The organism is Fibrobacter sp. UWCM, assembly GCF_900129735.1.
Taxonomy (GTDB): Bacteria; Fibrobacterota; Fibrobacteria; order Fibrobacterales; family Fibrobacteraceae; genus Fibrobacter.
The window spans coordinates 1-21821 of sequence record NZ_FQWR01000016.1 but is presented as its reverse complement, the minus strand read 5'-3'; the positions used below and the strand labels follow the sequence as shown (position 1 = coordinate 21821).

At 54.0% G+C, this 21821-nt stretch carries 22 protein-coding genes; 7 read left to right on the top strand and 15 right to left on the bottom strand.

The features are described 5' to 3' along the window. Window positions 1-36: 36 nt before the first annotated feature. Window positions 37-615 carry a fibrobacter succinogenes major paralogous domain-containing protein gene (locus BUB22_RS10845; RefSeq protein ID WP_254794725.1) on the bottom strand — a complete coding sequence of 193 codons (579 nt, stop codon included), beginning with the start codon at window positions 613-615 and terminating at the stop codon, window positions 37-39. A 282-nt stretch (window positions 616-897) separates the two neighbouring features. Between BUB22_RS10845 and BUB22_RS10840 the strand changes: the two genes are divergently transcribed. The 5 genes from BUB22_RS10840 (at window position 898) to BUB22_RS10825 (ending at window position 5619) form a co-directional block, all read left to right on the top strand. Further along, a complete protein-coding gene (locus BUB22_RS10840; protein WP_073115143.1) occupies window positions 898-2190 on the top strand; it encodes an aminotransferase class I/II-fold pyridoxal phosphate-dependent enzyme in 1293 nt (430 codons plus the stop codon). 33 nt (window positions 2191-2223) lie between these two features. Then, window positions 2224-3513: a citrate synthase gene (locus BUB22_RS10835; protein ID WP_072812425.1), complete on the top strand. Its 1290-nt coding sequence runs from the start codon at window positions 2224-2226 to the stop codon at window positions 3511-3513. A gap of 140 nt (window positions 3514-3653) precedes the next feature. After that, entirely contained in the window at window positions 3654-3791 is a 138-nt protein-coding gene (locus BUB22_RS16745; RefSeq protein ID WP_175547286.1) for a hypothetical protein, read from the top strand. Between the two features lie 135 nt (window positions 3792-3926). Next, window positions 3927-5360: an AAA family ATPase gene (locus tag BUB22_RS10830; protein ID WP_073115189.1), complete on the top strand. Its 1434-nt coding sequence runs from the start codon at window positions 3927-3929 to the stop codon at window positions 5358-5360. A gap of 79 nt (window positions 5361-5439) precedes the next feature. Further along, on the top strand, window positions 5440-5619 hold the full coding sequence (locus tag BUB22_RS10825; RefSeq protein WP_073115142.1) for a WCX domain-containing protein: 180 nt from the start codon (window positions 5440-5442) through the stop codon (window positions 5617-5619). A gap of 74 nt (window positions 5620-5693) precedes the next feature. Here BUB22_RS10825 and BUB22_RS16740 read toward each other — a convergent pair whose 3' ends face one another. Beyond that, complete coding sequence (locus tag BUB22_RS16740; RefSeq protein WP_175547285.1) at window positions 5694-5861, bottom strand: hypothetical protein; 168 nt, start codon at window positions 5859-5861, stop codon at window positions 5694-5696. A gap of 282 nt (window positions 5862-6143) precedes the next feature. On the opposite strand from BUB22_RS16740, the gene BUB22_RS10820 reads away from it, so the two are divergent. Beyond that, window positions 6144-6692 (top strand): hypothetical protein, encoded by a 549-nt coding sequence (locus tag BUB22_RS10820; protein ID WP_073115141.1) that lies wholly within the window; start codon window positions 6144-6146, stop codon window positions 6690-6692. 23 nt (window positions 6693-6715) lie between these two features. Here BUB22_RS10820 and BUB22_RS10815 read toward each other — a convergent pair whose 3' ends face one another. The 5 genes from BUB22_RS10815 to BUB22_RS10795 all read right to left on the bottom strand — a co-directional run bounded on the left by BUB22_RS10815 (window position 6716) and on the right by BUB22_RS10795 (window position 13270). After that, complete coding sequence (locus BUB22_RS10815; RefSeq protein ID WP_073115140.1) at window positions 6716-7054, bottom strand: DUF1232 domain-containing protein; 339 nt, start codon at window positions 7052-7054, stop codon at window positions 6716-6718. A gap of 3 nt (window positions 7055-7057) precedes the next feature. After that, window positions 7058-10024 carry a glycoside hydrolase family 44 protein gene (locus tag BUB22_RS10810; RefSeq protein WP_073115139.1) on the bottom strand — a complete coding sequence of 989 codons (2967 nt, stop codon included), beginning with the start codon at window positions 10022-10024 and terminating at the stop codon, window positions 7058-7060. A 113-nt stretch (window positions 10025-10137) separates the two neighbouring features. Further along, a complete protein-coding gene (locus tag BUB22_RS10805; RefSeq protein WP_073115138.1) occupies window positions 10138-11103 on the bottom strand; it encodes a hypothetical protein in 966 nt (321 codons plus the stop codon). Window positions 11104-11115: 12 nt separating this feature from the next. Next, window positions 11116-11949, bottom strand: a complete 834-nt coding sequence (locus BUB22_RS10800; protein WP_073115137.1) for a TIGR02147 family protein — start codon at window positions 11947-11949, stop codon at window positions 11116-11118. 88 nt (window positions 11950-12037) lie between these two features. Continuing rightward, window positions 12038-13270 (bottom strand): tRNA dihydrouridine synthase, encoded by a 1233-nt coding sequence (locus tag BUB22_RS10795; RefSeq protein WP_073115136.1) that lies wholly within the window; start codon window positions 13268-13270, stop codon window positions 12038-12040. Window positions 13271-13406: 136 nt separating this feature from the next. Between BUB22_RS10795 and BUB22_RS10790 the strand changes: the two genes are divergently transcribed. Next, the gene (locus BUB22_RS10790; RefSeq protein WP_073115135.1) at window positions 13407-13754 is read left to right on the top strand and encodes an HU family DNA-binding protein; all 348 of its coding nucleotides are present in this window, start codon (window positions 13407-13409) and stop codon (window positions 13752-13754) included. 111 nt (window positions 13755-13865) lie between these two features. Here the strand turns inward: BUB22_RS10790 and BUB22_RS10785 are convergent, their stop codons facing one another. From BUB22_RS10785 to BUB22_RS10750, 8 genes are all read right to left on the bottom strand, one after another. Further along, window positions 13866-14570 (bottom strand): pseudouridine synthase, encoded by a 705-nt coding sequence (locus tag BUB22_RS10785; protein ID WP_083535505.1) that lies wholly within the window; start codon window positions 14568-14570, stop codon window positions 13866-13868. Next, window positions 14570-15673, bottom strand: a complete 1104-nt coding sequence (locus BUB22_RS10780) for a hypothetical protein (protein WP_073115134.1) — start codon at window positions 15671-15673, stop codon at window positions 14570-14572. Before BUB22_RS10780 ends, BUB22_RS10785 begins: the two co-directional genes overlap by 1 nt. Further along, complete coding sequence (locus BUB22_RS10775) at window positions 15673-16251, bottom strand: MlaC/ttg2D family ABC transporter substrate-binding protein (protein ID WP_073115133.1); 579 nt, start codon at window positions 16249-16251, stop codon at window positions 15673-15675. Before BUB22_RS10775 ends, BUB22_RS10780 begins: the two co-directional genes overlap by 1 nt. Before the next feature lie 9 nt (window positions 16252-16260). After that, complete coding sequence (locus BUB22_RS10770) at window positions 16261-17625, bottom strand: TolC family protein (RefSeq protein ID WP_073115132.1); 1365 nt, start codon at window positions 17623-17625, stop codon at window positions 16261-16263. 68 nt (window positions 17626-17693) lie between these two features. Beyond that, window positions 17694-18380: a transglycosylase SLT domain-containing protein gene (locus tag BUB22_RS10765; RefSeq protein ID WP_139258970.1), complete on the bottom strand. Its 687-nt coding sequence runs from the start codon at window positions 18378-18380 to the stop codon at window positions 17694-17696. Then, the gene (locus BUB22_RS10760; RefSeq protein WP_072812453.1) at window positions 18370-19059 is read right to left on the bottom strand and encodes an STAS domain-containing protein; all 690 of its coding nucleotides are present in this window, start codon (window positions 19057-19059) and stop codon (window positions 18370-18372) included. The genes BUB22_RS10765 and BUB22_RS10760 overlap by 11 nt, the downstream gene beginning before the upstream one ends. Window positions 19060-19062: 3 nt before the next feature. Continuing rightward, the gene (locus BUB22_RS10755; RefSeq protein WP_073115130.1) at window positions 19063-20916 is read right to left on the bottom strand and encodes a polysaccharide deacetylase family protein; all 1854 of its coding nucleotides are present in this window, start codon (window positions 20914-20916) and stop codon (window positions 19063-19065) included. Between the two features lie 110 nt (window positions 20917-21026). After that, the gene (locus tag BUB22_RS10750) at window positions 21027-21689 is read right to left on the bottom strand and encodes a hypothetical protein (RefSeq protein WP_139258969.1); all 663 of its coding nucleotides are present in this window, start codon (window positions 21687-21689) and stop codon (window positions 21027-21029) included. Window positions 21690-21821: the final 132 nt, after the last annotated feature.

The window sequence follows — 21821 nt, the reverse complement described above, 5'->3', positions numbered from 1 at the left end:
ATGACATTCTGATACTTTTTTTGAGCGGAGGCTTTGCTAGTCTTTGAGGCAACGGACAGAGTATCCTTCGTACTTTAAGGCGTTATACAAGTACACTCCACCTGTTTCAAAACTCAAGCCTATGGAGTACGCACGACTACTGGTGAACTCCGTAGAACTCCAGAAATACGCATTAGCACATTCACTTCCGTAGTAGCCTCCGAAGTATTCGCCAGCAGGCAGTGCCGCAAAAGAATAATCATCCGTACCATTGCCAGAGCCGCTATTACACCAACCGCTAGTGGACTTGAGCATCTTGCCCGCCGTACTGGAACCGCCAACTGCGGTAAACAACGTTTTCCATTCTGTTGTATCCGGCAGGTGCCAACCCTCGGGACAAACACCACGCACCGGATAAGCCGGCGAGCACTCTATTTCATTGCCGCAGTCCTTGCCGTTCATAGACCACATACCCGCACTATCCATCGCAGTACTCCATAAGTAGTAACGACCATATTTTGCGCGATTAGGCTGGCTAAAACTGTTTTCTGTCTCGTAGTTCAAATTCTCCGCCATCCACACTTGGTCGCCGATTTTTACGGTCTTGTAAATCTGACCATCACGTTCATCAACCATAGAACCCACATTAAAATTACTCACAGGATTACTACTGCCATCGTCGCCGCAAGCAACCAGCACCGCCGCCACAAAACCAATCATCAGAAAACGCATCAAAGCCATAAACGCTCCTCCAAGTAAGCATATGAAATATACATTCAAAACCATGATTTCTGCATTTTTATTACAGAAAATGTACAGCAGGGTCTTAGGGGCTTCCCCCTTTTGCCTACAGAAAACTTGAAAACTCCCCCTAAAAAAACTATCTTTGCGCGCGGAATTTTTAACAGGACCAAGGTCATGAGCTACAATCCTCTCGCCGAACAGGCAAACGCGGAACTCTCCGCAAACGGCTGCAACGTTCTCTCCATGCTTTCCGAAAGGGGCAAGGCGATCTTCTTCCCGCGCAAGGGCATCCTGGGCCAGGGCGCCGAAGCCAAGGGCTCCGAAATCAACGCGACTATCGGCACCGCCCTCGAAGACGACGGGAGCCCGCTCGTGCTCGACTGCGTGCTCAAGAGCCTGAACCTCCCCAAGCAGGCGTTCCTGTACGCCCCGAGTTTCGGCAACCCCGACCTCCGCAAAGCCTGGAAGGAACAGATTGTCCGCAAGAACCCGAGCCTCGCCGGCAAGCAGTTCAGCAACCCGGTCGTGACCTGTGCTTTGACCCACGCCATCAGCTGCGCGGGCTACCTCTTCCTCGACCCGGGTGACGAAGTCATCATCCCGGACCTGTACTGGGACAACTACGAGCTCGTGTTCGTGAACAGCTGCGGCGCGAAAATCAAGACATTCAACACCTTCAAGGACGGCGGGTTCGATACCGAAGCCCTCAAGGCCGCCCTCGCCAATAGCAAGAGCCAGAAGAAGGTCGTGCTCCTGAACTTCCCGAACAACCCGACCGGCTACACCGCAACAGAGAAGGAAGCCGTCGAAATCGCTAAGATCCTCACCGACAGCGCCGCCGCGGGCAACAAGGTCGTGGCCCTGCTCGACGACGCCTACTTCGGACTCGTTTACGAGGAAGGCGTGACCAAGGAATCCCTGTTCGTGAAGCTGCTCGAGGCCAACGAGAACCTGCTCGCCGTCAAGCTCGACGGCCCCACCAAGGAAGACTACGTGTGGGGCTTCCGCGTCGGGTTCATGACCTTCGGTTTCAAGGGCGCAAGCGAAGCCCAGCTCAAGGCCCTCGAAGACAAGGCCGCCGGTACGGTCCGCGGCAACATCTCTAACGCCCCGAGCATCAGCCAAAGGATTCTGCTCGCCGCCTACCAGAGCCCCGAATACCTGGACCAGAAGGCCGAGAAGTACGCGACCCTCAAGAAGCGCTACGACATCATCAAGGACGTGCTCGCAAGCCACCCGGAATACAAGGAGGCCTTCGAGGCCATGCCGTGCAACAGCGGTTACTTTATGTGCATCAAGCCGAAGGGCGTGGATGCCGAGGAACTCCGCCAGAAGCTCATCAAGGACTACAGCACGGGCACCATCATGCTTTCGGGCCTTATCCGCATCGCATTCAGCGCCGTCCCGACCGAAAAACTCGGCAAGCTGTTCGAAAATATTTATAATTGCATTTTGAAGATGAAATAATTGGCGGTTGAAACCCGCCCCTCCGGAGGATAAATGTCCGAAAAGGCTACACTGAACTATAATGGCAAGAGCTACGAACTAAGCGTGGTGGAAGGTTCCGAGGGCGAACACGGCCTCGACATCAGCACGCTGCGCAAGGATTCCGGGCTTGTCACGCTGGATTACGGCTACCTGAACACGGGCAGCACCAAGAGCGCCATTACGTTTGTTGACGGCGAAAAGGGCATCCTCCGCTACCGAGGCTACTCCATCGAAGATCTTGCCGAGAAGGCCACCTTCCCCGAGACCGCATGGCTCCTGATTTACGGAGAACTCCCCACGCAGGAACAGCTCGGGCACTTCCGCACGCTCCTTACCGAGAATGCGCTCCTGCACGAGAACCTGCTGCACTTCTTCCGCGAGATGCCGCCGAGTGCACACCCGATGGGCATCCTCAGTTCCATCGTGAACGCCGTGGGCCTCTTTACCCCGCGCTTCTACGACGACGAAAACATCGCGAGCGCCTTCGAGCTCACGACCGCGGGCCTTATTTCCAAGATTCGCACCATCGCCGCCTTCGCCTACAAGGCAAGCATCGGCGAACCGTTCGTTTATCCGGAAGCTGAACGCAGCTACTGCAGCAACTTCCTCAACATGATGTTCAGCAGCAAGGCCCGCCCCTACCACCCGGACCCGATCATGGAACGCGCGCTCAACACGCTCCTTATCGTGCATGCCGACCACGAGCAGAACTGCTCCACCTCGACCGTGCGTATGGTGGGCAGTTCGCAGGCGAACCTCTACGCGAGTATCTGTGCAGGTATCTGCGCCCTTTGGGGCCCGCTCCACGGCGGTGCAAACCAGGCCGTGCTCGAAACGCTCCTGCGCATCCAGCAGAGCGGCATGACCATCGAGCAGGTGATGGACAAGGCCAAGGACAAGAAGGACCCGTTCCGCCTTTCCGGATTCGGCCACCGCGTGTACAAGAGCTACGACCCGCGCGCCAAGGTGCTCAAGAAACTCATGTACCAGGTGTTCGAGCGCGAGCACGTGCACGACCCGCTCCTGGATATCGCCATCAAGCTCGAAGAAGCCGCCCTGAAGGACGACTACTTCATCGCGCGCAAGCTCTACCCGAACGTGGACTTCTACTCGGGCATCCTCTACCGCGCCATGGGCATCCCGACGAACATGCTCACCGTGATGTTCGCCATCGGGCGACTCCCCGGCTGGATAGCCCACTGGAAGGAAATGCACGACGACCCGAATTCCAAGATTAACCGTCCGCGCCAGATTTACACCGGCTACACGGAACGGCCCTGGATTGACAGGGACAAGCGATAAACAATAGGCTCGCCAGCCCTGCAGACCACTTTAAAGCAAAACGAGCGAACGACAATTATTGTCGTTCGCTTTTTGTATATTGAAGGGGTTCCCCACCTTGGTGGCCATGCGCACTAAACAACAAGCCGCGCATTCCGCTGATGGTCGCCATCAACCACGGCGAAATCTACATCGGCTGCGTATCGCAGCATCACCCCGACAAAACATACGCCCTCAAGCTCCGCCAAATGGTACTCGACAGCGCGAAAGAACTGGTAGGGATGTACGAACGGGAATAGGCATTTTTGACGAAATTTGAGAATTCTCTCCAAAACTCGATATTTTGACCGACTTTTGGACACTATTTTTCAAAAATCTTCCCCAAAAGTCAAAATTTCAACCCACTTTTGGGGAAGATTTTGTATATTTGGGTTATGAAAGCCAACCAAAACCCTCTTATCGGCCGCGAAAAAGAAATCGCCCAGTTGAAGCATATCGTCGATTCAAACCGTTCCGAATTCGTCGTTATTTTCGGAAGACGGCGCATCGGCAAGACATTCCTCGTCCGCAAGTTTTTTGAAGACCGCTACCATTTTTCGTACGTAGGGCAAAGGGATGTTACCGACGCTGTCCAGCTTCAGCGTTTTGCTCTCGCCCTGCAGAATTTCGCAGGACTTGATAATGTTCCCGATTTCAAAAACTGGTTTGAGGCTTTCGACGCGCTAAAAAAATATCTTGGTTCCTTAGACGCAAAAAAACGCAAGATAATCTTTATCGATGAAATGCCATGGATTGACCGCAAGCAATGCGACTTCGTCAAGGCATTGGAAGACTTCTGGAACGCCTGGGCCAACCTCCGCGATGACATCGTCTTTATCGCATGCGGCAGCGCGACATCCTGGATGGTTGATAACCTGATGGAAAACCAGGGCGGCTTGCACAACCGAATCACGAATAAAATCTATCTTCATCCTTTTACGCTAAAAGAAACCGAACAATATCTTGACTCCATCGGTTGTCCGTGGGACCGCTACCAAATTGTAGAATGCTATATGATTTTGGGCGGAGTCCCTTTTTATTTGAGCCTACTTGACCCAAAAGAAAGTTTGGCTCAGAATGTCGACCGTCTGTTCTTCAATAAGAACGCCCTGTTGTCACAAGAATTCAACGAACTCTACAATTCGCTATTCACCAACGCCAACAAATACATAACCGTCGTGGCCGCACTTTCACAAAAGAAGGAAGGCCTCGACCGTACAGAAATTTCGGAGTCAACCGGAATTAGCGGAGGAATGCTTACGACCATCCTCACAAACCTGGAACGGTGCGACTTTATTCTCAGTTATTCCAGATTCAACACGAAAAAGAACGGCTCGGTATATAGGCTTTGCGATTTCTATTCGCTATTTTACTTCAACTTTATTGCGGAAAATTTCTCCAAAGATGAAAATTTCTGGACACACCATCTGCAATCACCCAGACTCCGGACATGGCAAGGTCTAACGTTTGAAATAGTTTGCCTGCAACATTTGGACCAGATAAAAACCGCTTTGGGCATCTCCGGGATGGCGACCGAAGCATCGATTTGGCGTTGCAACGACCCAGAGCAAGGCAAAGCGCAGATAGACCTCTTGATAAAGCGGGCGGACAGGATTATAGACCTATGCGAAATCAAGTTCTGCACCGAAAAATTTTCTATAGACAAAAGCTACGCAGAACGCATACGGAACAGGACGGCATTGTTCCGCATGAAAAGCAAGACCCGGTATGGACTAGCCAATATATTCATCACGACATTCGGCATTGTGCAAGGCAAAAATTCTGGAGTCGTTGACGGAGAAATCACCGCAAATCAGCTGTTTGCTTAAGTAACGCTACAAAAAATCGTCATCTACTTCCCCGGCGACGCCAAGAACTTTCTGCAAGGCACGCCCCTACCACCCCAGCATGAAAATCAAGGAACTGGCATGCGGCGACTTGCACGTGACAATGAATGTCGCGGTCAACGCGTTACTCAAGCAATGGGTCATGTATTACGGTTCAATCGCCGAAGTGCTGAAGCCCGCCAAGCTCCGCCAAATGATACTTGACAGCGCGAAGGAACTAGTAGGGATGTACGAGAAGTAAGCTACAGCCCCAGCTTACGGCCTTGATGGTCGTCTTTATTGGCAAGTTCTTCGAGCATGTTCTGCAAGATAAGCTCATTCGTCCATTTCCTTGGCAACACATTCAATTTCTTCGCTATGCATCATCGATTCCACCTGTTGTGTTTTCAGAACGGACTGCCAAATCGCAATGCGTTCACTCTTGCTGAACGAGAAAAACTCCAACGAGTAATCGAAACGACGGCGGGTACTATTTTCAATCATCGCAATATTGCCGATTTCGATTGAAAGCCAAGAGCAAAGCTCAAACTTATGTCTAAAATGCGATTACCTTATAAAAGCCTCTTTTCTCACCAATATAATCTAATTTTTACGTAAAGGAACTAACAAAAACAAAAAAAAATGGTCCGAAAGCCCCTTTTTTGCTTTTTTTCCCTACTCGTCACCATCAAAGCAGCACTCCACTCCGAGCTCTTGTGCGCACGCACAGAATAAAATAGATTAAGGAACACACTACAAGCGCTCTCGCGAGTCAAGGAGTCACGCATGTCCTGGAACATATCTGTATATGCCGAACAACATATTAATGGAGCATGGAATTACATCATGCCGCTACACGATAACTTCAAATGGTTAATTGACTATGATTATTTTGAAAATCTGCAAGACCTTCCTGCCAATGAATTCAACAACGTGTCTAACGAACTAAAAGCAGCATATAGTGAATCGGATTCCGACGATTTATTCGCCTTTTGTTCAGTCAAAAAGACAACTCCCGCAAAAATGTATTCCTATGCAAGTTCCCTTATAGAAAAAAGTACAGCCATCAAAAAGACAATTTGGGCCGCACTAGGGCTTCCAGAATACACCGATGACGAATACGAAGACGTTCTCGATGACAAGTACGACTCCAATGGCAACATAGACCCAAACTGGAATCCATTGACACATCCCGTCGCAAAAGAACTCTTCTCAAAATTGCAGGAAGCAGACTTTGGCGCACTCAAAGGGTACAGAATTCTCGGCATGCTCGACGCATTGGAGGCAAATAGCGACTTTGGCGCCAACATTCGCCTTATCTTAGTAAGGGGATAAAACCCACTTTTGGAAAAGATTTCTTACTTCACAATCAGCGCCACAATCGCGGCAATCAAACCGCCGAGCAACAGCGCAGCGATTACGACGGCGATAACCATGAACCACTTGGCGTATTTCAGGATTTTCACCATGGCGCTATTCTGGTCCTTTGTGAACTGCTGAACCGCATTCATGGTCGCAGTCACGAGGAATCCGATGTCGTCAATCCAGCCCACAACGGGGATTGCATCGGGCGCCAAGTCGATGGGCGATGCCGTGTACAAAAGCGACATGATGACGAAAAACACAGCGAGCCCCTTTTGCAGGGGCGAAGCGCCGTTCATATCCTTCACATCGAAAACTTCGGGTTCTTTATCCATATCTTACCTCAGTCTCCTCAGCCCACGCGGCATCGGGATTTCCTCGCCGTCTTCGCCGAGCAGGTAGATGTTGTCAAGGCTGATGTAGCCCATGCCGCTATGGCGTGCGCGGAAGGCGAAGTTCTTGATCTTTTTCGGGTCGAGCTGCGGGATAGTCTTGCCCCAGCCTTCCTGTTTCATGTTTTCCCAGATGAGCGTGTCGCGCACCCATGAACCGCGGGTGTTCTTGAGGCGGACCATGAACTCATCGTAGTCTTCCACCTGGCTGCTCGCAATCTGCACTTCGAAGTAGCCATCGGGATTGTTGTGGTTCGTCGCGTAGTCGAACACGATGCCCACGGAGTTGTGGACTTCTTCGGGTATCACGTAGTAGGCGCCCGCGAAGTTCGGCCAGCCCTGTGCAGGCGGTTGCTCAATCTGGAAGTCATGGCGGATAAAGCCTCCGTGCGGGGGAGCGCCGTTGAACACCTTCGCGCCAATAGTTGTCGAGTTGTCTCCGTTCGCGACCGGGAACCAGTCTACCGCATCGAGCCCGTTGTCAAAATTCTGCATGGCCATCGTCGTGCGGTAGGCGCCACGCACGCGGAACGGGATGTTGAGTACGGCAACCTTCCCGCCAAGCCCCCGTACAACAACGCGGAGTTCCCGCGGGGCGGAATACATTTCGGGCGGAATCGGGATTTTCACGTGGAAGCTCTCGATGGACGCATTCCACTTGCCGTCATCGGGAACGGCGGCCACCTCGATCATGCCGCGCTTGCCCCAGTTGCCCACGCTCACGGAGCCATTCGTAAGCTGGCCGTTTTCCTGCACCGCCGTCACGAACAGGTCTATCGTATCGCCCGCAAGGAGCACCTTCTTCTCGAGAGCGGCTGCAATAATCTGCGGTTGCGATGCCTGAGCCTTGCTGGCCTCGTCAAGCCCGACAACCTTCGGGTTGATGCGCACCACAGCAAGCCCGAACGCGGGAATCGTGATGTCCTTCGACTTGCTCGGGTTTATGCGGCGCCCGCTCGGGCCCATTTTCGGGTACGGGAAGGCATCCTGCCGGGTCCCCACCCACTTGAACTGCTCTGCGCCAAAGATATCCACCTCGGTACGCACCAGATCGCCCTTGCCCACTTCGGTACTCCCGGTAGCGGCAACGCTCGCGCGGTCAATCTGCACCACCTGCGGGACTTCGGACAAGTTCACAAGCATCACACGCACGGAATCGCCCTTGCCAATCGCATACGCCTCCACGTCGGGGCTCGTGCTCGAAACGGGCAGCACGGCAAAGCCGTCTTCCAGGAACTGCTTGTACGTCATGTACATACCGTAATATTCCGCGGTCGGTTCCAGCGACTTCCAGTAGTTCCAGGAACCTTCCTTCAACAGCGCCGTCATGCTGATGGTACCCCAGGTATCGTCCGGGCCCTTGAACAGGTTGCCGAACGCATCCCACGGGAGCACCTGCAGGCGGTTACCAAAACGCATCGCGTGCTGGGCAAAGACGCTCGCCACCGCGGTCGCCTGCGGGTAATCCATAAGCAAACTAAATCCCTGCACGCACGTGCTGAATTCCGAGAGGAACACGCGGCGTTCACCTTCGAGGTGGCGCTTCATCCACACATCGAGTGTGTCCATGTTCGGGCCCACGTCAAGCATCGCCTTGAGCATCTCTGCGGGCTTCGGCTCGTTGGGCGTCCAGTACGGGTAATTATGCAAGTCCACCACGTCGAGGTAGCGCTTGCCATCCTTCTTTTCGGCCTCACCCACAATGCGCAGGAATTCTTCCATCCAGTACTTGCCATCGAGCAGGCCCGCGCCCTTCTGCTGCATCTTGTGCGTGCTGAACAGCGGCCCATGCAAGACAATCGTAGAATCCACGGCCTTCATCGCGCGGGCGTATTCCAGGTAGCGCGCCGCATAATGCCTTGCCGAAATCGGGCCCGATTCTTCCCACTCGCCGTCGAGTTCGTTACCGATTTGCCACTGCTTGATGTTATAGCCTTTTACTTTGTTTGCATATCGCACCCAGGCGGCAGCTTCCTTCGAAGTTCCCGTGCCCGCGTTCACGCAAATCACGGCCTGCGCGTTCGGGAGCGTCTTGATATACTTCATGAACTCCTCGAAATCCCACTTGATGTCGGTCCAGTCCGTGCGGGCCTTGTCGCCATTGCGCGTAGACATCGCGTAGAACTTGTAGTTGTTGCCCTCGAGCAAGTCGCTCTCGCCGCTGAACAGCTTCATCTCGCGAATCTGCACGCCCTTGCTCGGCAGGTCGGGAGTCTTGAAGCGGATGGCCACATAGCGTGTCCTGATCTGCGCGAACTTGTACTTGGTCGTCTCGGAGTTCACGCGCACCACGGATTCCGTCTTCAGCTTGTTCTCGAGCGCCTGGTGCACGCCCGGATATTCGGCGTAATCCGTAGTCCAGTACGCAAACTCGAACGCCTTCGGGCGCAATTCACCCCAGTCAATCTGCAGCGAATCGAGATTCATCTTCTCGGGGAATTCCACCACAATCCAGGGCGGGTCCACCGGGTCGAGAACCTCTCCCCACCACATCGTTTCCTTCTTGCCGTCGGCGAGGTGGCTCCTGCGAACAAAGCCGTAGTTGTCCTTCGTTGTGCCGCGGTAAATCGTCTCGCCCAAGAATCCGCGCGCCCACTTCGTAGTATCCGCGGTCCAGAGCCCGGTGCTATCGTAGCTGCCGATTCCGTTCCAGTGATAATCGTTCGAAAGGCTCCCGTTCGGGAAGCGGAACAGCGTGTAGCCGCCATCCACGAGCGCGTTCGTCATGTCGTAGTAGCGGCTGGGCGGGTTCCAAATCGCAAGGTCCGCCGCCATCATGTTCTGCTTGTCGATAACGACGCCCGGATGCAGGTCATCGACAATCACCGCGTTCTGGGCGGCAAAAGAAGCGCCCGCACAAAGGCCAAGGATGGCAGCAGCCGTTTTCGAAATACGGCGGAGATTCTTATTCATAACTACCTACGGTGTAAACTATTCTCCTTGAATATATAAATAAAGACCGCAGTCATGCACCACAGTCTCTATAATCGAAAACAAATTAGTGTATCAAATATATTCCACTTCCGTTATTCTGCCGGGCGCGTAACCTCAAAGGAAAAACACCCCGTACCAAATTGCGAATTAGGCGACCCAATTGCGAATTCATATTTTCCCTCGGGCAATCCATACACATAGACAAACCCGTTCTCCTTGTCCTCTTCTGTCACCATCTGGCAAGGATAGAATTCAAAAGGGGTATTCCATTCATCGGGCGACCCCAGGTAAGCGTCCTCCACTTGTACGCAAATGCCAAAACCAGCTTCCGCGATGGTTTCATCGAGCCTATCGTGGTACCATTCATCATCTTCTCCCGGCGCATAGATAGAATCTAAATACAGTTTTGCCGAATATACCGGTTCCAGAACAACATCCTCCAATTCGGCCACGGGTTCCCCGCCTATCATCACCACACGAGCATGTTCAAAAGAGGAGTACACATTGGCACCTAGGCTCGAATCTGCCGAAATGGCTCGCAACTGCAATTCCTCATAGCGAGATTCATAGGCCTTATTCGGTCCCAATTCCTCCAAGGCTCCTTCGTACAATTCCAAATATGTCAGGTAATTCACGCTATCCAGATAGATATAGCCTTTCTTGTCCGTAGTATAATGGCAACCTTCATCACCATAGGCACACCGGCCTTCGTAGACATCCGCTCCCACCACAGGCCTGCCCGCAGCATCCACCACCCGGACTCTCGCGTTCATGTACATATAGATATCTGCATATCCTCCGCACATATTCCTACCGAGACTGAATTCATACGTCGTCTTAGCCAGCGCATGGAATTCATCCAATAATTCATCGCAGGGGATGCCCTCGACAACTTTCTTTCGAACAAGCGACGTATCCACGTCCGCAATGGGAGTTCCAGAACTCGTTTCGCTAGATGTCGAAGCAGTACTGCCATTGTCGCCGCCACAGCCGACGAACATTCCGATGCCAAGGACCGCAAACGCGAGGCCCGTCTTTGTCAACTTCTTAATAAACATATCGTTTTCTCCTTAACTTACTTTTTTCAAATTTGTGAATAAATGAATGTTCAACTGGTGGACCCCAGTCGCCTTTTTTCTGTCCTGCGCAATAATCTTGCGCACCCTGGCCTTCAGGCCCTGGATTTCCTTGGCTATCGCCTTGAAAGCGTCATCGGAAACGCTGAAAGTAAACGTTCCCATATCCGACGGATTCTCATTATTCGCAAGTAACGCCTGCTTGGAAAGTTCGAAGCACTGCAACTGATACTGGCGAACCAGATCGCTGTTGTTATAGGCACCGCTGCTTACCGACTCACGGCAACTTTTCCAGAAGCCGTCTTCGTTCTTCCGAACAAAACCAAGGCGTTCCAGCAATTCCAGGGAACGTTTCAGGGTACCCACGGAAACCTTCGGGAAAATCAGTTTCTGGACGGGTTCAAGGTCGTCCGAAACATCCACGACTTCCAACGCCGTAAACAGCACGCTGTTATACCAGTGGTTGTAATATTCGTAGGCGTCTTCGTTCAGGATGCGGTGGGAATCCGGATGCTGTTTCAGCAGTTCCTCAAAAAAAGCGTTCCGTTCCGTCGCGGTCTTCGCCTGGTCCAGATTCACTAGAGTTTCAAAATACCTTGCCTCTTTTTTGTTCAGGCCAAGCACTTCAACAAACTTGGGAATCATGCGACTGGAAAGTTTTTTACCCTTGACGATGTCGTTATAGTAACTGCGAGTCTTGGGGAGCCCCAGCAGCACACATGCCCCAGCCCTTGTAAAATCAGGGTCTGTCAACACGCGGGCCGCCTGGTACTCGTCCAGGTATTTGCGGAAATTTGTGAACTGAAATATGTCAATAATTTTATCCATGTCCTAAATGTACTCAAATTTTGACTCAGCGTCAAGATATTTTCGTAAAAATTTGAGATTTTTTTTGAGTACATTTTGTGATTATGGACTAACGGCCCTTGAACTGGTCACCGAACTTGAGTTCAGTTTCCTTGGCGCCGTTCAGGTTCACAAGGCGGCCGGGGTCAAACACCAGGTCCTTTGCCAAGCCTTCCTTGAGGGACTGCGCACGGTCCAGGAGTTCGGCGGCGCAACTGCTCGAAAGGAGCGCCTGGCGCACCTGCATCGCGACATCCTCCGCGCCATCCTCCGCGCCGTTCAGCACCTGGATCCTATCGCCTTCGGCTCCAGGATGACATTCCGGCGAGGCAGCCCCATCTTCATTTAAGCAGAACCCCTTGCAGAGCCTTGCCGCGAGTTGCTTGAGCCGGCCTTCGGCCCCCTTGTCGGTACTGCCGTCCTCAATCTTGAAACCGTAGTAAAGCTTGAACACGTCGAGCGCCTCGCCCGCGGTTATCACGCGCTTCAGCTTGCCTTCCCAAGCATCCGCAATCTGCCCGAAAATCCAGGGGTTGTGCATGGCGCCGCGCCCGATGGCCACGCCGGACACGCCATAATTTTCAATTCGCTCGCGGGCGACTTCCACGCTGTTCACGTCGCCATTCCCGATAACGGGAATCTTCGCGGCAGCGGCGACCTTCCCTATCCAGTCCCAGTCGGCGAGGCCGTTATAGCCCTGCAGGCGGGTGCGGCCGTGCACCGTAAGCATTTCAACGCCCTCGCCTTCAGCAATCCGGAGCGTCTCCAGCACGTTGATGCTCTCAGAGTCCCAGCCGATGCGACACTTGAGCGTGAGGGGCATATCCACCCCGCAGCCGTCCAGCGCGGCACGCACGTCGTGCAATATCTCCTGCAGGCGGGGCAGGTCACGCAACAGGCCCGAGCCGCTGCCCTTGCCCGCCACCTTCGGCGCCGGACACCCCGCATTCACCTCGATGTAGTCGGGCCTGAGCGCTACAGCAATCTTCCGGGCGGCATCCGCCATCTTGTCGGGGAAACGCCCGAAAATCTGCACCCCGAAGGGCCTCTCCTCCGGGAAAAACCTGAGCTGCCTGTGTCCGTCCAAATTAAAAACAGCATCGCCATCCGTCGGCACGAACTCCGACACCAGGAGCCCCATGCGGTTGCCCGAAAGCACGCGGCAGAGCCTGCGGAAGGGCGCATCCGTCACGCCGTCCATCGGGCTGAGGATGGTATTCGGGAATACTTCCAGACCGCGCAGCCGGAACGATATCCGGGCAGGCTTTTCTGCGTTTTTTGAACTTTCAACAGTTTTCAACATTTAAACCACAATTATTCACACATTGTCCGCAACGAGAGCCCCAAAAAAATATTTAATTTTCGGTTAGGCCTTCCGCTAACTCTTTGTTAAACTTATATTTAAGTCGTCAACAATTCTATCAACCAAGATTGAAGTCGTGCCCAATATAACAAAACAAGCCCTTATTCAAGAGATCGCCAAGTCCACTGGATTTGTGCGGAACGATATCAAGACCGTTGTCGAGCAGTTCCTCGACCTGGTCGGCGAGAAACTCATCGAAGGAAACACCATCGAGATCCGTGGCTTCGGCACTTTCGCCTGCAAGCCGCGCAAGGCGCGCCCCGCACGCAACCCGCGTACCGGAGAGACGGTGCAGATCGAAGAACGCATGGTGCCCACCTTCAAGTTCAGTAACGACATCAAGGACAAGATCAACGCCTTCGAAGGTGTCATCGGTGAAGCCGTCGAAGAACCCGAAGAAGAGACCGTCCAGTCCGAAATTTAGTCCGGCAAGGTTCCGCAGAGCCACCCGGACACACAAACGCCGACGCACTTGCGCCGGCTTTCATTTTTCCCGTGTTTTCCAAGCCGAAGCTATGCGACGCTTATAGCGAGGCTACATCAGCGAAGCTACTTCAGAGTCGGTCAAGAAGCGCCATCCGCCCTTCCCAAGAGTCTCATCCAGCGCCACAGGACCGATTGCCTCCCGCTTGAGCGTCACCACGTGGTTCCCTACGGCGGCAAACATGCGCCGGACCTGGTGGTAGAGTCCCTCGCCGATCGCAATCACCACGGTATCGCCTTCGACCCGGATTTCGCGTGCAAGCACCGGACGGCGTTCGTCCTTGAGCATGACGCCCTTCAGGAGTTCGGCCTCCTGCTCGGCAGTAAACGGGCGCGCAAGGCCCACGCGGTAATACTTGAACAAGCCCTTCTTGGGGCTCTCGACCCTGTGGATAAAGTCCCCCTGGTTGCTCAGGAGCAAAAGGCCCTCGGAATCCGCATCCAGGCGGCCCACGCTCTGGATTCCCATCGCGGTAAAGCGGTCGGGCAAGAGCGAATACACCGATTCGTGGTCACGCGGATTATGGCTGCACTCGACGTCAACAGGCTTATGGAGCATCACGTAGAGCTTCTCCTGCGTGGTGACTTCCTCGCCGTTCACGGTAATGCACTCGGGCCGTTCCTTGAACTCCATAAACGGGTCCTCCAGGACCTTCCCGTCCAGTTCCACAAAACCCATGCGTACCAAGGCGCGCGCTTCCTTGCGGCTCCCGAAACCAATACTCGCCAACAGGCGGTCCAAAGTCAAAGCGGGCATCAATCCTCCACGAAAAAGGCGCGAATCTTCTGGCGGACAAACCCGAGCTCCGGCAGTTCGCCGGTCTTGAGCACGCGGGCACGACGACGCCAGAAAATCAGGAACACGATACCCGCAAGCAGCGCCAATTCAAGCAGGTAGAACAATACGCGGCACAGGTTCGTGCGGGCAAGGATATTCCCCTGCACCCGCAAATCCTTCTCGTTGCACCAGTCCATGCGCAAGTCCCAATCCCTAAGGAACGGGAAGCCCTTGATAACGCCGTTGAGTGCCGCACCGTAGCCCATGGTCTTGTAGTCGGCACGGATGCCTTCCACAAAGCAGTTCTCGAACTTCACATTGAACAGGCGGACAAGGTCCACCAGAAGGCGCTTCACGTAACGGAAGCCGCGCTCGTCCAAATCCGGAGTGAGCACGAGCGTCCAGAATTCAAAATCCGTAAGGTCGCGTTTTTCGTTTTTTTTGTCACCGGCAGGCGCAGCTGTCTTCTTGGATTCAGCAGGCTGCGCGGATTCTGCAGACGCAGCAGGCGTTTCGACCTTCGCGGGCTGTTTAACTTCCGCAGGCTGCGCGTCATCCGCTTTCGGCGAAGTTTCAACCGGCGCAGTTTTCTCCTGCACAGCCTCCTTTGCCGTTTCAACCGGCGCAGCATCCTTTGCAACTTCAACCGGCGCAGTTTTTTCCTGCGCATCGGCCTTCACTTCGATTGGCGATGAGGTCCCTGAGCCGGTTAGTGAGCCTGCCGAACTAGCCGAAGGGGCAGTCTTCTTCTCCACAGGCTTTGCAGGGGCCGTCGCGACAAACTCCGGCACGGCGCTGTCTTCGTCATGCGATTCACTCGAAGAATCTTCGCGCGACTTATCCGTGGAATCGTCATGCAACTTGCCCGCAAATTCATCGTCGTCCAGCGACTCATCCGAGCCGTGGCTCTTCCCCTTGCGGAACTTTTCCCATGTGTAAAAATTCTTCTTGTATATGTAGAATTTCGCACCGCCGCCATTCTCGTCCGCCCCGAAGTCTATCCGGAACCGAATCGGGAAAAACAGCACAACCAGCGCAACAGCGCAGGCGAAAATCAGCAAGCCAAGAAGAACACCGCCCATTACTTTTCGGCTTCGTCAGCCTTCTTGCTGATAATGTCGATGAGTTCGGCAAAGCTCTTCGTCTTGAGGATCTGGCCGAACTGTTCCTTGTAGTTGCGTGCGGTCGAAAGGTCGTCAATCACCAGGTCCCATGCCTTCCAGTTGCCGTTCACGAGGCTCATCTTGTACTCGAGCACGGATTCCTTGCCCTTGTTCCACAGGTGTGCCACCACGCGGGCCTCGTCGCTGCCCTTCATCTTCGCGGGTTCGTAAATCGTGGAATCGGCACGGTAGAGTTCAAGCCTCTTCGCGCTGGAATTGCGGACCATGCGCTGGAATTCCGCGACAAACTTTTCCTGCGAGGCGGCATCCTGCTTTTCCCAATCACCCTTCGCAAGCGACTTCTTCGCCAGGAGCGCAAAATCGAACGAGTCGTTCAACAGCGACTTCACGCGTTCAATCTCCTTCGCGTTGCGGCTCGACTTCTTGAGCAAGGCCTGCAGTTCTGCATCCTTCTTCTTAACGGCAGCAACGGGGTCTTCGGCTGCAAACGCCATTACGGCAAACACCGTAAGCAGGGCAAACATCTTCCTAATCATACACTTCTCCTATTTGTTAAATTCCCCGCGGAATTCCCTGAGCGACATGCCCATGCGGGAAATCAGTTCCGCGAATTCCACGTTATACTTGCACACGGCAAAGTAATAGTCCTTCTGCATCGTCACGTTCTGCGTGTATGCATTCACCAGGTCGCCCGTCTTGGACTTGTCCAGGTCGTACTGCATCGCGGCACCCTTCAATATGGCTTCCGATGCACGCAGGCTCTCCTTGAGCGCGTCCATCTTCTCCTTGGCGGCTTCCACCTGGTAATACTGTTCCACCGCCTGCGCCACGAGGCCCGAGGCGGCATAGTTCTCCTTGAGCTGAAGTCCGCGGTATTCCGTACGTGCGGCACGGAAATCCGACCAGCTCTTCCAGAAGTTCAGGCGGTAACGCAGCCCCACCCCAATAAGGCCCGAAAGTTTATTCACGGCATCTTCGGCAAAGGCGTCCTTCACCATCACCTTTCGGTTGCCGGCCCAGCTCTTCACGTACTCGATTTCGCCCATGATAAAGAACTCGGGCGCAAGTTTTGCCTCGGCAAGGTCCATCTGGAGCTTGCGGGCATCAAGCCCTGCGGCAAGTTGCTTGAGTTCCGGGTGGTAGCGCATGGTAAACTGTTCTACCTCTTCCAGGCTCGGCAGGCGTTCAGGACGCTCCGTGAGGCAGGTATCCTCGGCGGTAAACACGTCATCTTCATTAAGCCCGAGCGAGAACCTTATGGCAAGCTGCACCCGCTTCATGCCCAGGTTCGCCTCGGTGACGCCTTCCTTCACCGTATGGAGTTTAGCCTTCAGGTTCAAAAGGTCCATCTGCGAAACGTTCGGGTCATCGTCGTCGAGCGCCTCCTCGAGTTTCTCGTAGGCCTCGTCCACCCGCTTCTGTGCATCGCTTGCCAGTTTCTGCATTTCACGCGCGAGCAGGTAGTTGTAGTAATACGACTGCAGTTCCACATCCTTCTTGTGGATTTCCTGCTCGATGGCGTACGTTTTCTGCTTCAAGTCGGCCTCCAAGGCCTTCTTGCCCGTACGGTACTGCCCAAAGTTGAGCGGCTGGATAAACTTGCCCTCGATACCCCAGAACGGGCCCATCTTGGTAAAGTCGTAAACGTCCACGGTATCGCCCCAGTTGTCCACGGATTCCTTCAAGCCAGGAGCGGGGCCCACCATCATCGCGATGTTGAGCGTCGGGAGGATTACCTCCGAAGTAAGCGCATTGAGGCTGTTTTTCTTCGCCTCGGTCGCGAACTTGGCCTCCACAAGGCGCGGGTCCTTCGCAAGCCCCTCTTCCACAAAATGCAGGCAGTCGTACCGGATTTCTCCGGCCAGGGCGAGCCCCGCAAAAACGAGCGGAAAAAGAAGCCTAAAATTCATCAACCTAAATTTACTAAAATGCAGGCGCACTTTCTGCCCCCACCCGACGAAACTAAAAAAATATCGGATTAAAGGAACGACTTGTTCGCTAGGTTCCTGTACTTCGCGAGCACCTTCTCGTAATAGCCCGTAGGCAGCGGCTGGCCCTGTTCTAGCATCCTGTCGACGGCGGAATGCCCGATGTTGTAGGCGATAAGCGCCTCCTTCCAGTTGCCGTACTTGCCTATGAGACGGATCAGGTAGGCTGTACCCACGGTCACGTTCACCTCGGGCTTCAGCAGGTCTTCCGTAGATTCAATGCGCATCCCGAAGCGGGCCGCCATCTTCTGCACCGTCTCGAGCTTAATCTGCATGAGCCCCAACGCACCGGAAAAGGCCCCCGACTGCAAGCGACCGCGGGCATTCGGGTTCCCGTGGCTCTCCTGCGCCACCACCGCCAAAATCATGAGCGGGTCGGTCGTATAGGAATGCGAAATCTGCCAAATCTGTTCCGTAAGTTCCCGGCGGGTATCCTCGGTAAGGCGGCCTTTCGAAAGGTAGGCAAGCGCCTTGTCTATCTTCACGTACTCCATGGTCCAGCGGCCCCAGGTATCGAGCCTCTGCAAGTCGCTCCGCAGGCTCATTTCCTGCTTGCCCAGGTCCGCCATGTGGCGCTGCCTCACAAGCCAGATGTCGGCAAACACGAGTATCGTCAGGAAGGCGACCGCGAACAACGCGATCACGAGCGGGCCGGGAATCCGCACGCTACTTTTCACGGCGGCTATTCTCCAGGAATTCGAGATACGACACCCAGTCCTGAATTACACCGAACGACGTAAGCATCGTGGTGTCTTCAATAACGCCCAGCTTACGGAGCGGACCAATGGAAGTTTCCAAGCGCTCGATTTCGTGCACGTAGCGGTCTTTCTGGCTCTGCAACGCTACAATCTGGGCCTGCTTATCGGCAATGTCGCGCCCCTGCGCAGCGATTATCAAGAACAAAGTAATTGCCCAGCCGACAATCAATAGCGAAAGCGCGATAGCCACGCTCGGGCTCAGGCGTATGCCCGTCTTGGAGCCGTAATGCACGCCAATCTGCAGCAACTGCTTAGAAAGTCCGGAATCCTTGTAGGCCTCGCGGCTCTCGTATATCTCGAAGATATTCCTGTACTTCGCGAAGTATGCTTCCTGTTCCTCGTTCTTGAAAATGAGAATCAGCTTGGAATCCTTCGCCTGCAGCTTGTTCAAAAGTTCTAGGAACAAGTCAAGGTAGTCGCCCACCTTGAAATGCGCATGCTCCAGGTTCACAAAGATAAAGCAACCGGGGCCATCGGCAAGCATTTCTATCTTCTCGCGCACGGCGGCAAGCTGGTACGACCCGAGCGAACCGGAGAGCGTAATCTCCACATCGTCGCCGTGGTCCTCGACCTGTATGTCAATCAAGTCCGCGCGCACGTGTTACCCCTTCGATACCGAAACAGTAATTTTGAAGTTCATCTCGTCGGCAACGGAAAGCGCCGTACGCCAGAACGGGTACACCCTCACGCCCTGGAACAACTCGGGCGCAGCCGAAGAAGAAGCACCGAAAATTGCCCCGATAAATACCGCAGCAGGCTTTACAAAGGACATCGTGACGGTACACTTCGTGCCATAATCGTGTATTTCCAGCTTGTTGGCTTCCGGATAAACTAACGGGTTCTTGCCGTCCCACTTCATATCGAAACCATCCACCACGATGCGCCCGCCGGTCTCGCCCATCAGGCCGAATTCGAATATGGAACCGAAGAAGCAACGGGAATCCATGTAGGTGGAATTGCCCAGCTGGTAATTTGCGACAATCTCAGATGTAGACGGGTTCAGCGTGAACTTCTTGTCCACATGGAACACGCCGCGTTTTGCCCCCACGGCAAAACCCTGCTCTTCCAGGAGTTCAATCTCCGCTCCGGAATCAAGGCGTTTAATACGGTACTCGTACGGGTCGCGCAAAAGGTATTCACGCATCGAGAGCGCCTGCTCTATCTGCTGCGCGGTCATGTCCGCATTCGGCAAGAGGCAGTCCAAAAAGCCGAAGGTCGGTTCCGCATCGTCGCGCCAGGCGTTCAGCAGGTTCACCGCGGAATCCTTGTGGTACAGGGAACGCAGCACACCGCCCGCATGGTAATCGAGCAACAGCGACATGTCCGGGTTCTCGACCCATATCTGCTTGCGGCCCTGCAGCAGGTAGTCGCAAACCTCGATACGGAGCCCGTTGAATTTCATCAGCGAATCGAGCGTGCTGGACGCAAACACCAGGTAGCGGAAACCCCACTCGCGCACCTTCAGGCTACGCATGCCCTCTTCGTTCGCGAGGTCGCGAAAGAACATCGGGGACATCGCCGGCAACAGCGCGTCGCAGAATTCCGTGAAGTCCTTGCCCGCAAGCTTGTCGCGCCCGCGACGGTACAGGTTCAGGAGGGATTTCTGGAACAAGTTAATCTCCGGCCTGCGCACAAGAGTCTCGCGGCATGTCATCGCGGAGGAAGGCAGCCCGAGTTTACGGCCTGCCGACATCAGGTAACTGAGCGAACCTTCCGGCGGGAGCTGGTTCACCAGGTAACCCACGGGCCAGGTCTGCACGTCATTTGTCTCTACAAAGTCAACAAGACGCTCGAAGAACGCCACAATCTCGCTTGCCTGCGCAGGCAGGTCGAGCACCACCACCGCAGACTTTCCGCCATGGCAGTACGATTCCGCAATCACCCTCCACCTCAGGTCGTCCTTCTCGATGGCTTCCGTCAGGCTATCTGCCACAGGGACAACGCGCATGAGCGTTCCGCGGTCTTCGACCGTAAACCAGCCCGATACAGGCGTGGAACGCCCGACCGTAGCCTGGATGGCGGCCTCGCTCACGAGCGCGTAGTCGAATCCCGACTTCTCGAGGACGGCAGTCATGCCCATCTCCCACACGAACGAGGAATTGAAGTAGCCCTGCGGCTCTATGTCAAAATACTTCTTGAGGATATCGCGATGCTGGTCCAACTGCTGGGATTGCGTTTCTTCCGGGAAGAGCGGTAGCATCGGGTCATAGAACCCGCCACCGAGAAATTCCAGTATTCCCTCGCGAATGCCGTTCCTTATCTTGCCGAATGCAAGCGGCTTCGCCACCTTGCGAAGCATCTTGAGAGTCGGGCCGTCCATGAACACGGAACACTTGACGAGCCCCGAATTCAGCAACACGTCAAGCCCGTCAAGCACGTTGCGGGCAACCGCCTCGAGATTTTCGTAGGCAGTGGACGGTGAAAGTTGCAAGACAAAGGAAATTGTCGGCTTCATGTAGTGAAGAATAGAAATTTTAGTTGCTGGTTATTGGTCATTAGCCATTGGTTATTAGCAACTGTGGGTCTCGGGATGTTTATTGAGGGTGTCGGAGATGACAATTGCGATTAAAAACCGAGTTGCAATAGTAAACCGCCACCGGGTTCCTGCAAGTTTATCGCCGGTGCAAGGCGGAGTTTCCAGGCCTTTTCGCGTTCCTCGTATTTCTGAACCCGCTCATCAGGCGACTTGAACAACCAATAGATTGGAGCAATAATGTCCACAGACAGGAATGCAATCCCTGTTACCAGGAAAAGCACACCGGTGCCCCTTCCCAAAATCTTTGTAGCGGAATTGTCGTAATCAACGTAAAGCAGTCCAATACCCGCTGCAGTAGAAAGTCCACCAACCAAGAAACTATATAGCCACGTGCCAGTATGTCTTCTGGATTCTTCTTGTTTGCAGTCCGATGCCCATTGGCTGTAAACCTTTGAACTATCCTGCAAGGGCTCCGCTCCATACACTCTCGCAAGCAGAGATTCATTGGGTTCGTTGGAGTCTACCTTTTCATTTACCGCAAAATATTCCTCGCGACAACCGCGAGCAACCACGATGCAAGACTGTGCGCCCTCATCACAGCCGGAAATGCCATACTCCACCGCATTGGAATCCTCTACGAAAACAGTATCAGAAAGAACTGGAGAAGGATCAAACGCAGCAAAACAGCATGCACTACATACAAGCGCAAGGAGAATGGCACACCGAATTTTTGCAAAAGCAAGCAACATCACTAATAAAATAATAATTAGATGATTGTCGCGAACGGTATATAAAAAAGAAGGGCCCCTCGAGCGTTAGCTCAAGGGGCCCGAGAATCCAGCGGCGCCCTACTCTCCCGGGCCCGGGGGCCAGGTACCATCGGC

What these genes read in the sequence shown, in the direction of transcription:
- BUB22_RS10845 (WP_254794725.1), bottom strand. Translation starts at nt 615, where the DNA reads ATGGTTGATGAACGTGATGGTCAGATTTACAAGACCGTAAAAATCGGC.
- BUB22_RS10840 (WP_073115143.1), top strand. Translation starts at nt 898, where the DNA reads ATGAGCTACAATCCTCTCGCCGAACAGGCAAACGCGGAACTCTCCGCA.
- BUB22_RS10835 (WP_072812425.1), top strand. Translation starts at nt 2,224, where the DNA reads ATGTCCGAAAAGGCTACACTGAACTATAATGGCAAGAGCTACGAACTA.
- BUB22_RS16745 (WP_175547286.1), top strand. Translation starts at nt 3,654, where the DNA reads ATGGTCGCCATCAACCACGGCGAAATCTACATCGGCTGCGTATCGCAG.
- BUB22_RS10830 (WP_073115189.1), top strand. Translation starts at nt 3,927, where the DNA reads ATGAAAGCCAACCAAAACCCTCTTATCGGCCGCGAAAAAGAAATCGCC.
- BUB22_RS10825 (WP_073115142.1), top strand. Translation starts at nt 5,440, where the DNA reads ATGAAAATCAAGGAACTGGCATGCGGCGACTTGCACGTGACAATGAAT.
- BUB22_RS16740 (WP_175547285.1), bottom strand. Translation starts at nt 5,861, where the DNA reads ATGATTGAAAATAGTACCCGCCGTCGTTTCGATTACTCGTTGGAGTTT.
- BUB22_RS10820 (WP_073115141.1), top strand. Translation starts at nt 6,144, where the DNA reads ATGTCCTGGAACATATCTGTATATGCCGAACAACATATTAATGGAGCA.
- BUB22_RS10815 (WP_073115140.1), bottom strand. Translation starts at nt 7,054, where the DNA reads ATGGATAAAGAACCCGAAGTTTTCGATGTGAAGGATATGAACGGCGCT.
- BUB22_RS10810 (WP_073115139.1), bottom strand. Translation starts at nt 10,024, where the DNA reads ATGAATAAGAATCTCCGCCGTATTTCGAAAACGGCTGCTGCCATCCTT.
- BUB22_RS10805 (WP_073115138.1), bottom strand. Translation starts at nt 11,103, where the DNA reads ATGTTTATTAAGAAGTTGACAAAGACGGGCCTCGCGTTTGCGGTCCTT.
- BUB22_RS10800 (WP_073115137.1), bottom strand. Translation starts at nt 11,949, where the DNA reads ATGGATAAAATTATTGACATATTTCAGTTCACAAATTTCCGCAAATAC.
- BUB22_RS10795 (WP_073115136.1), bottom strand. Translation starts at nt 13,270, where the DNA reads ATGTTGAAAACTGTTGAAAGTTCAAAAAACGCAGAAAAGCCTGCCCGG.
- BUB22_RS10785 (WP_083535505.1), bottom strand. Translation starts at nt 14,570, where the DNA reads ATGCCCGCTTTGACTTTGGACCGCCTGTTGGCGAGTATTGGTTTCGGG.
- BUB22_RS10780 (WP_073115134.1), bottom strand. Translation starts at nt 15,673, where the DNA reads ATGGGCGGTGTTCTTCTTGGCTTGCTGATTTTCGCCTGCGCTGTTGCG.
- BUB22_RS10775 (WP_073115133.1), bottom strand. Translation starts at nt 16,251, where the DNA reads ATGATTAGGAAGATGTTTGCCCTGCTTACGGTGTTTGCCGTAATGGCG.
- BUB22_RS10770 (WP_073115132.1), bottom strand. Translation starts at nt 17,625, where the DNA reads ATGAATTTTAGGCTTCTTTTTCCGCTCGTTTTTGCGGGGCTCGCCCTG.
- BUB22_RS10755 (WP_073115130.1), bottom strand. Translation starts at nt 20,916, where the DNA reads ATGAAGCCGACAATTTCCTTTGTCTTGCAACTTTCACCGTCCACTGCC.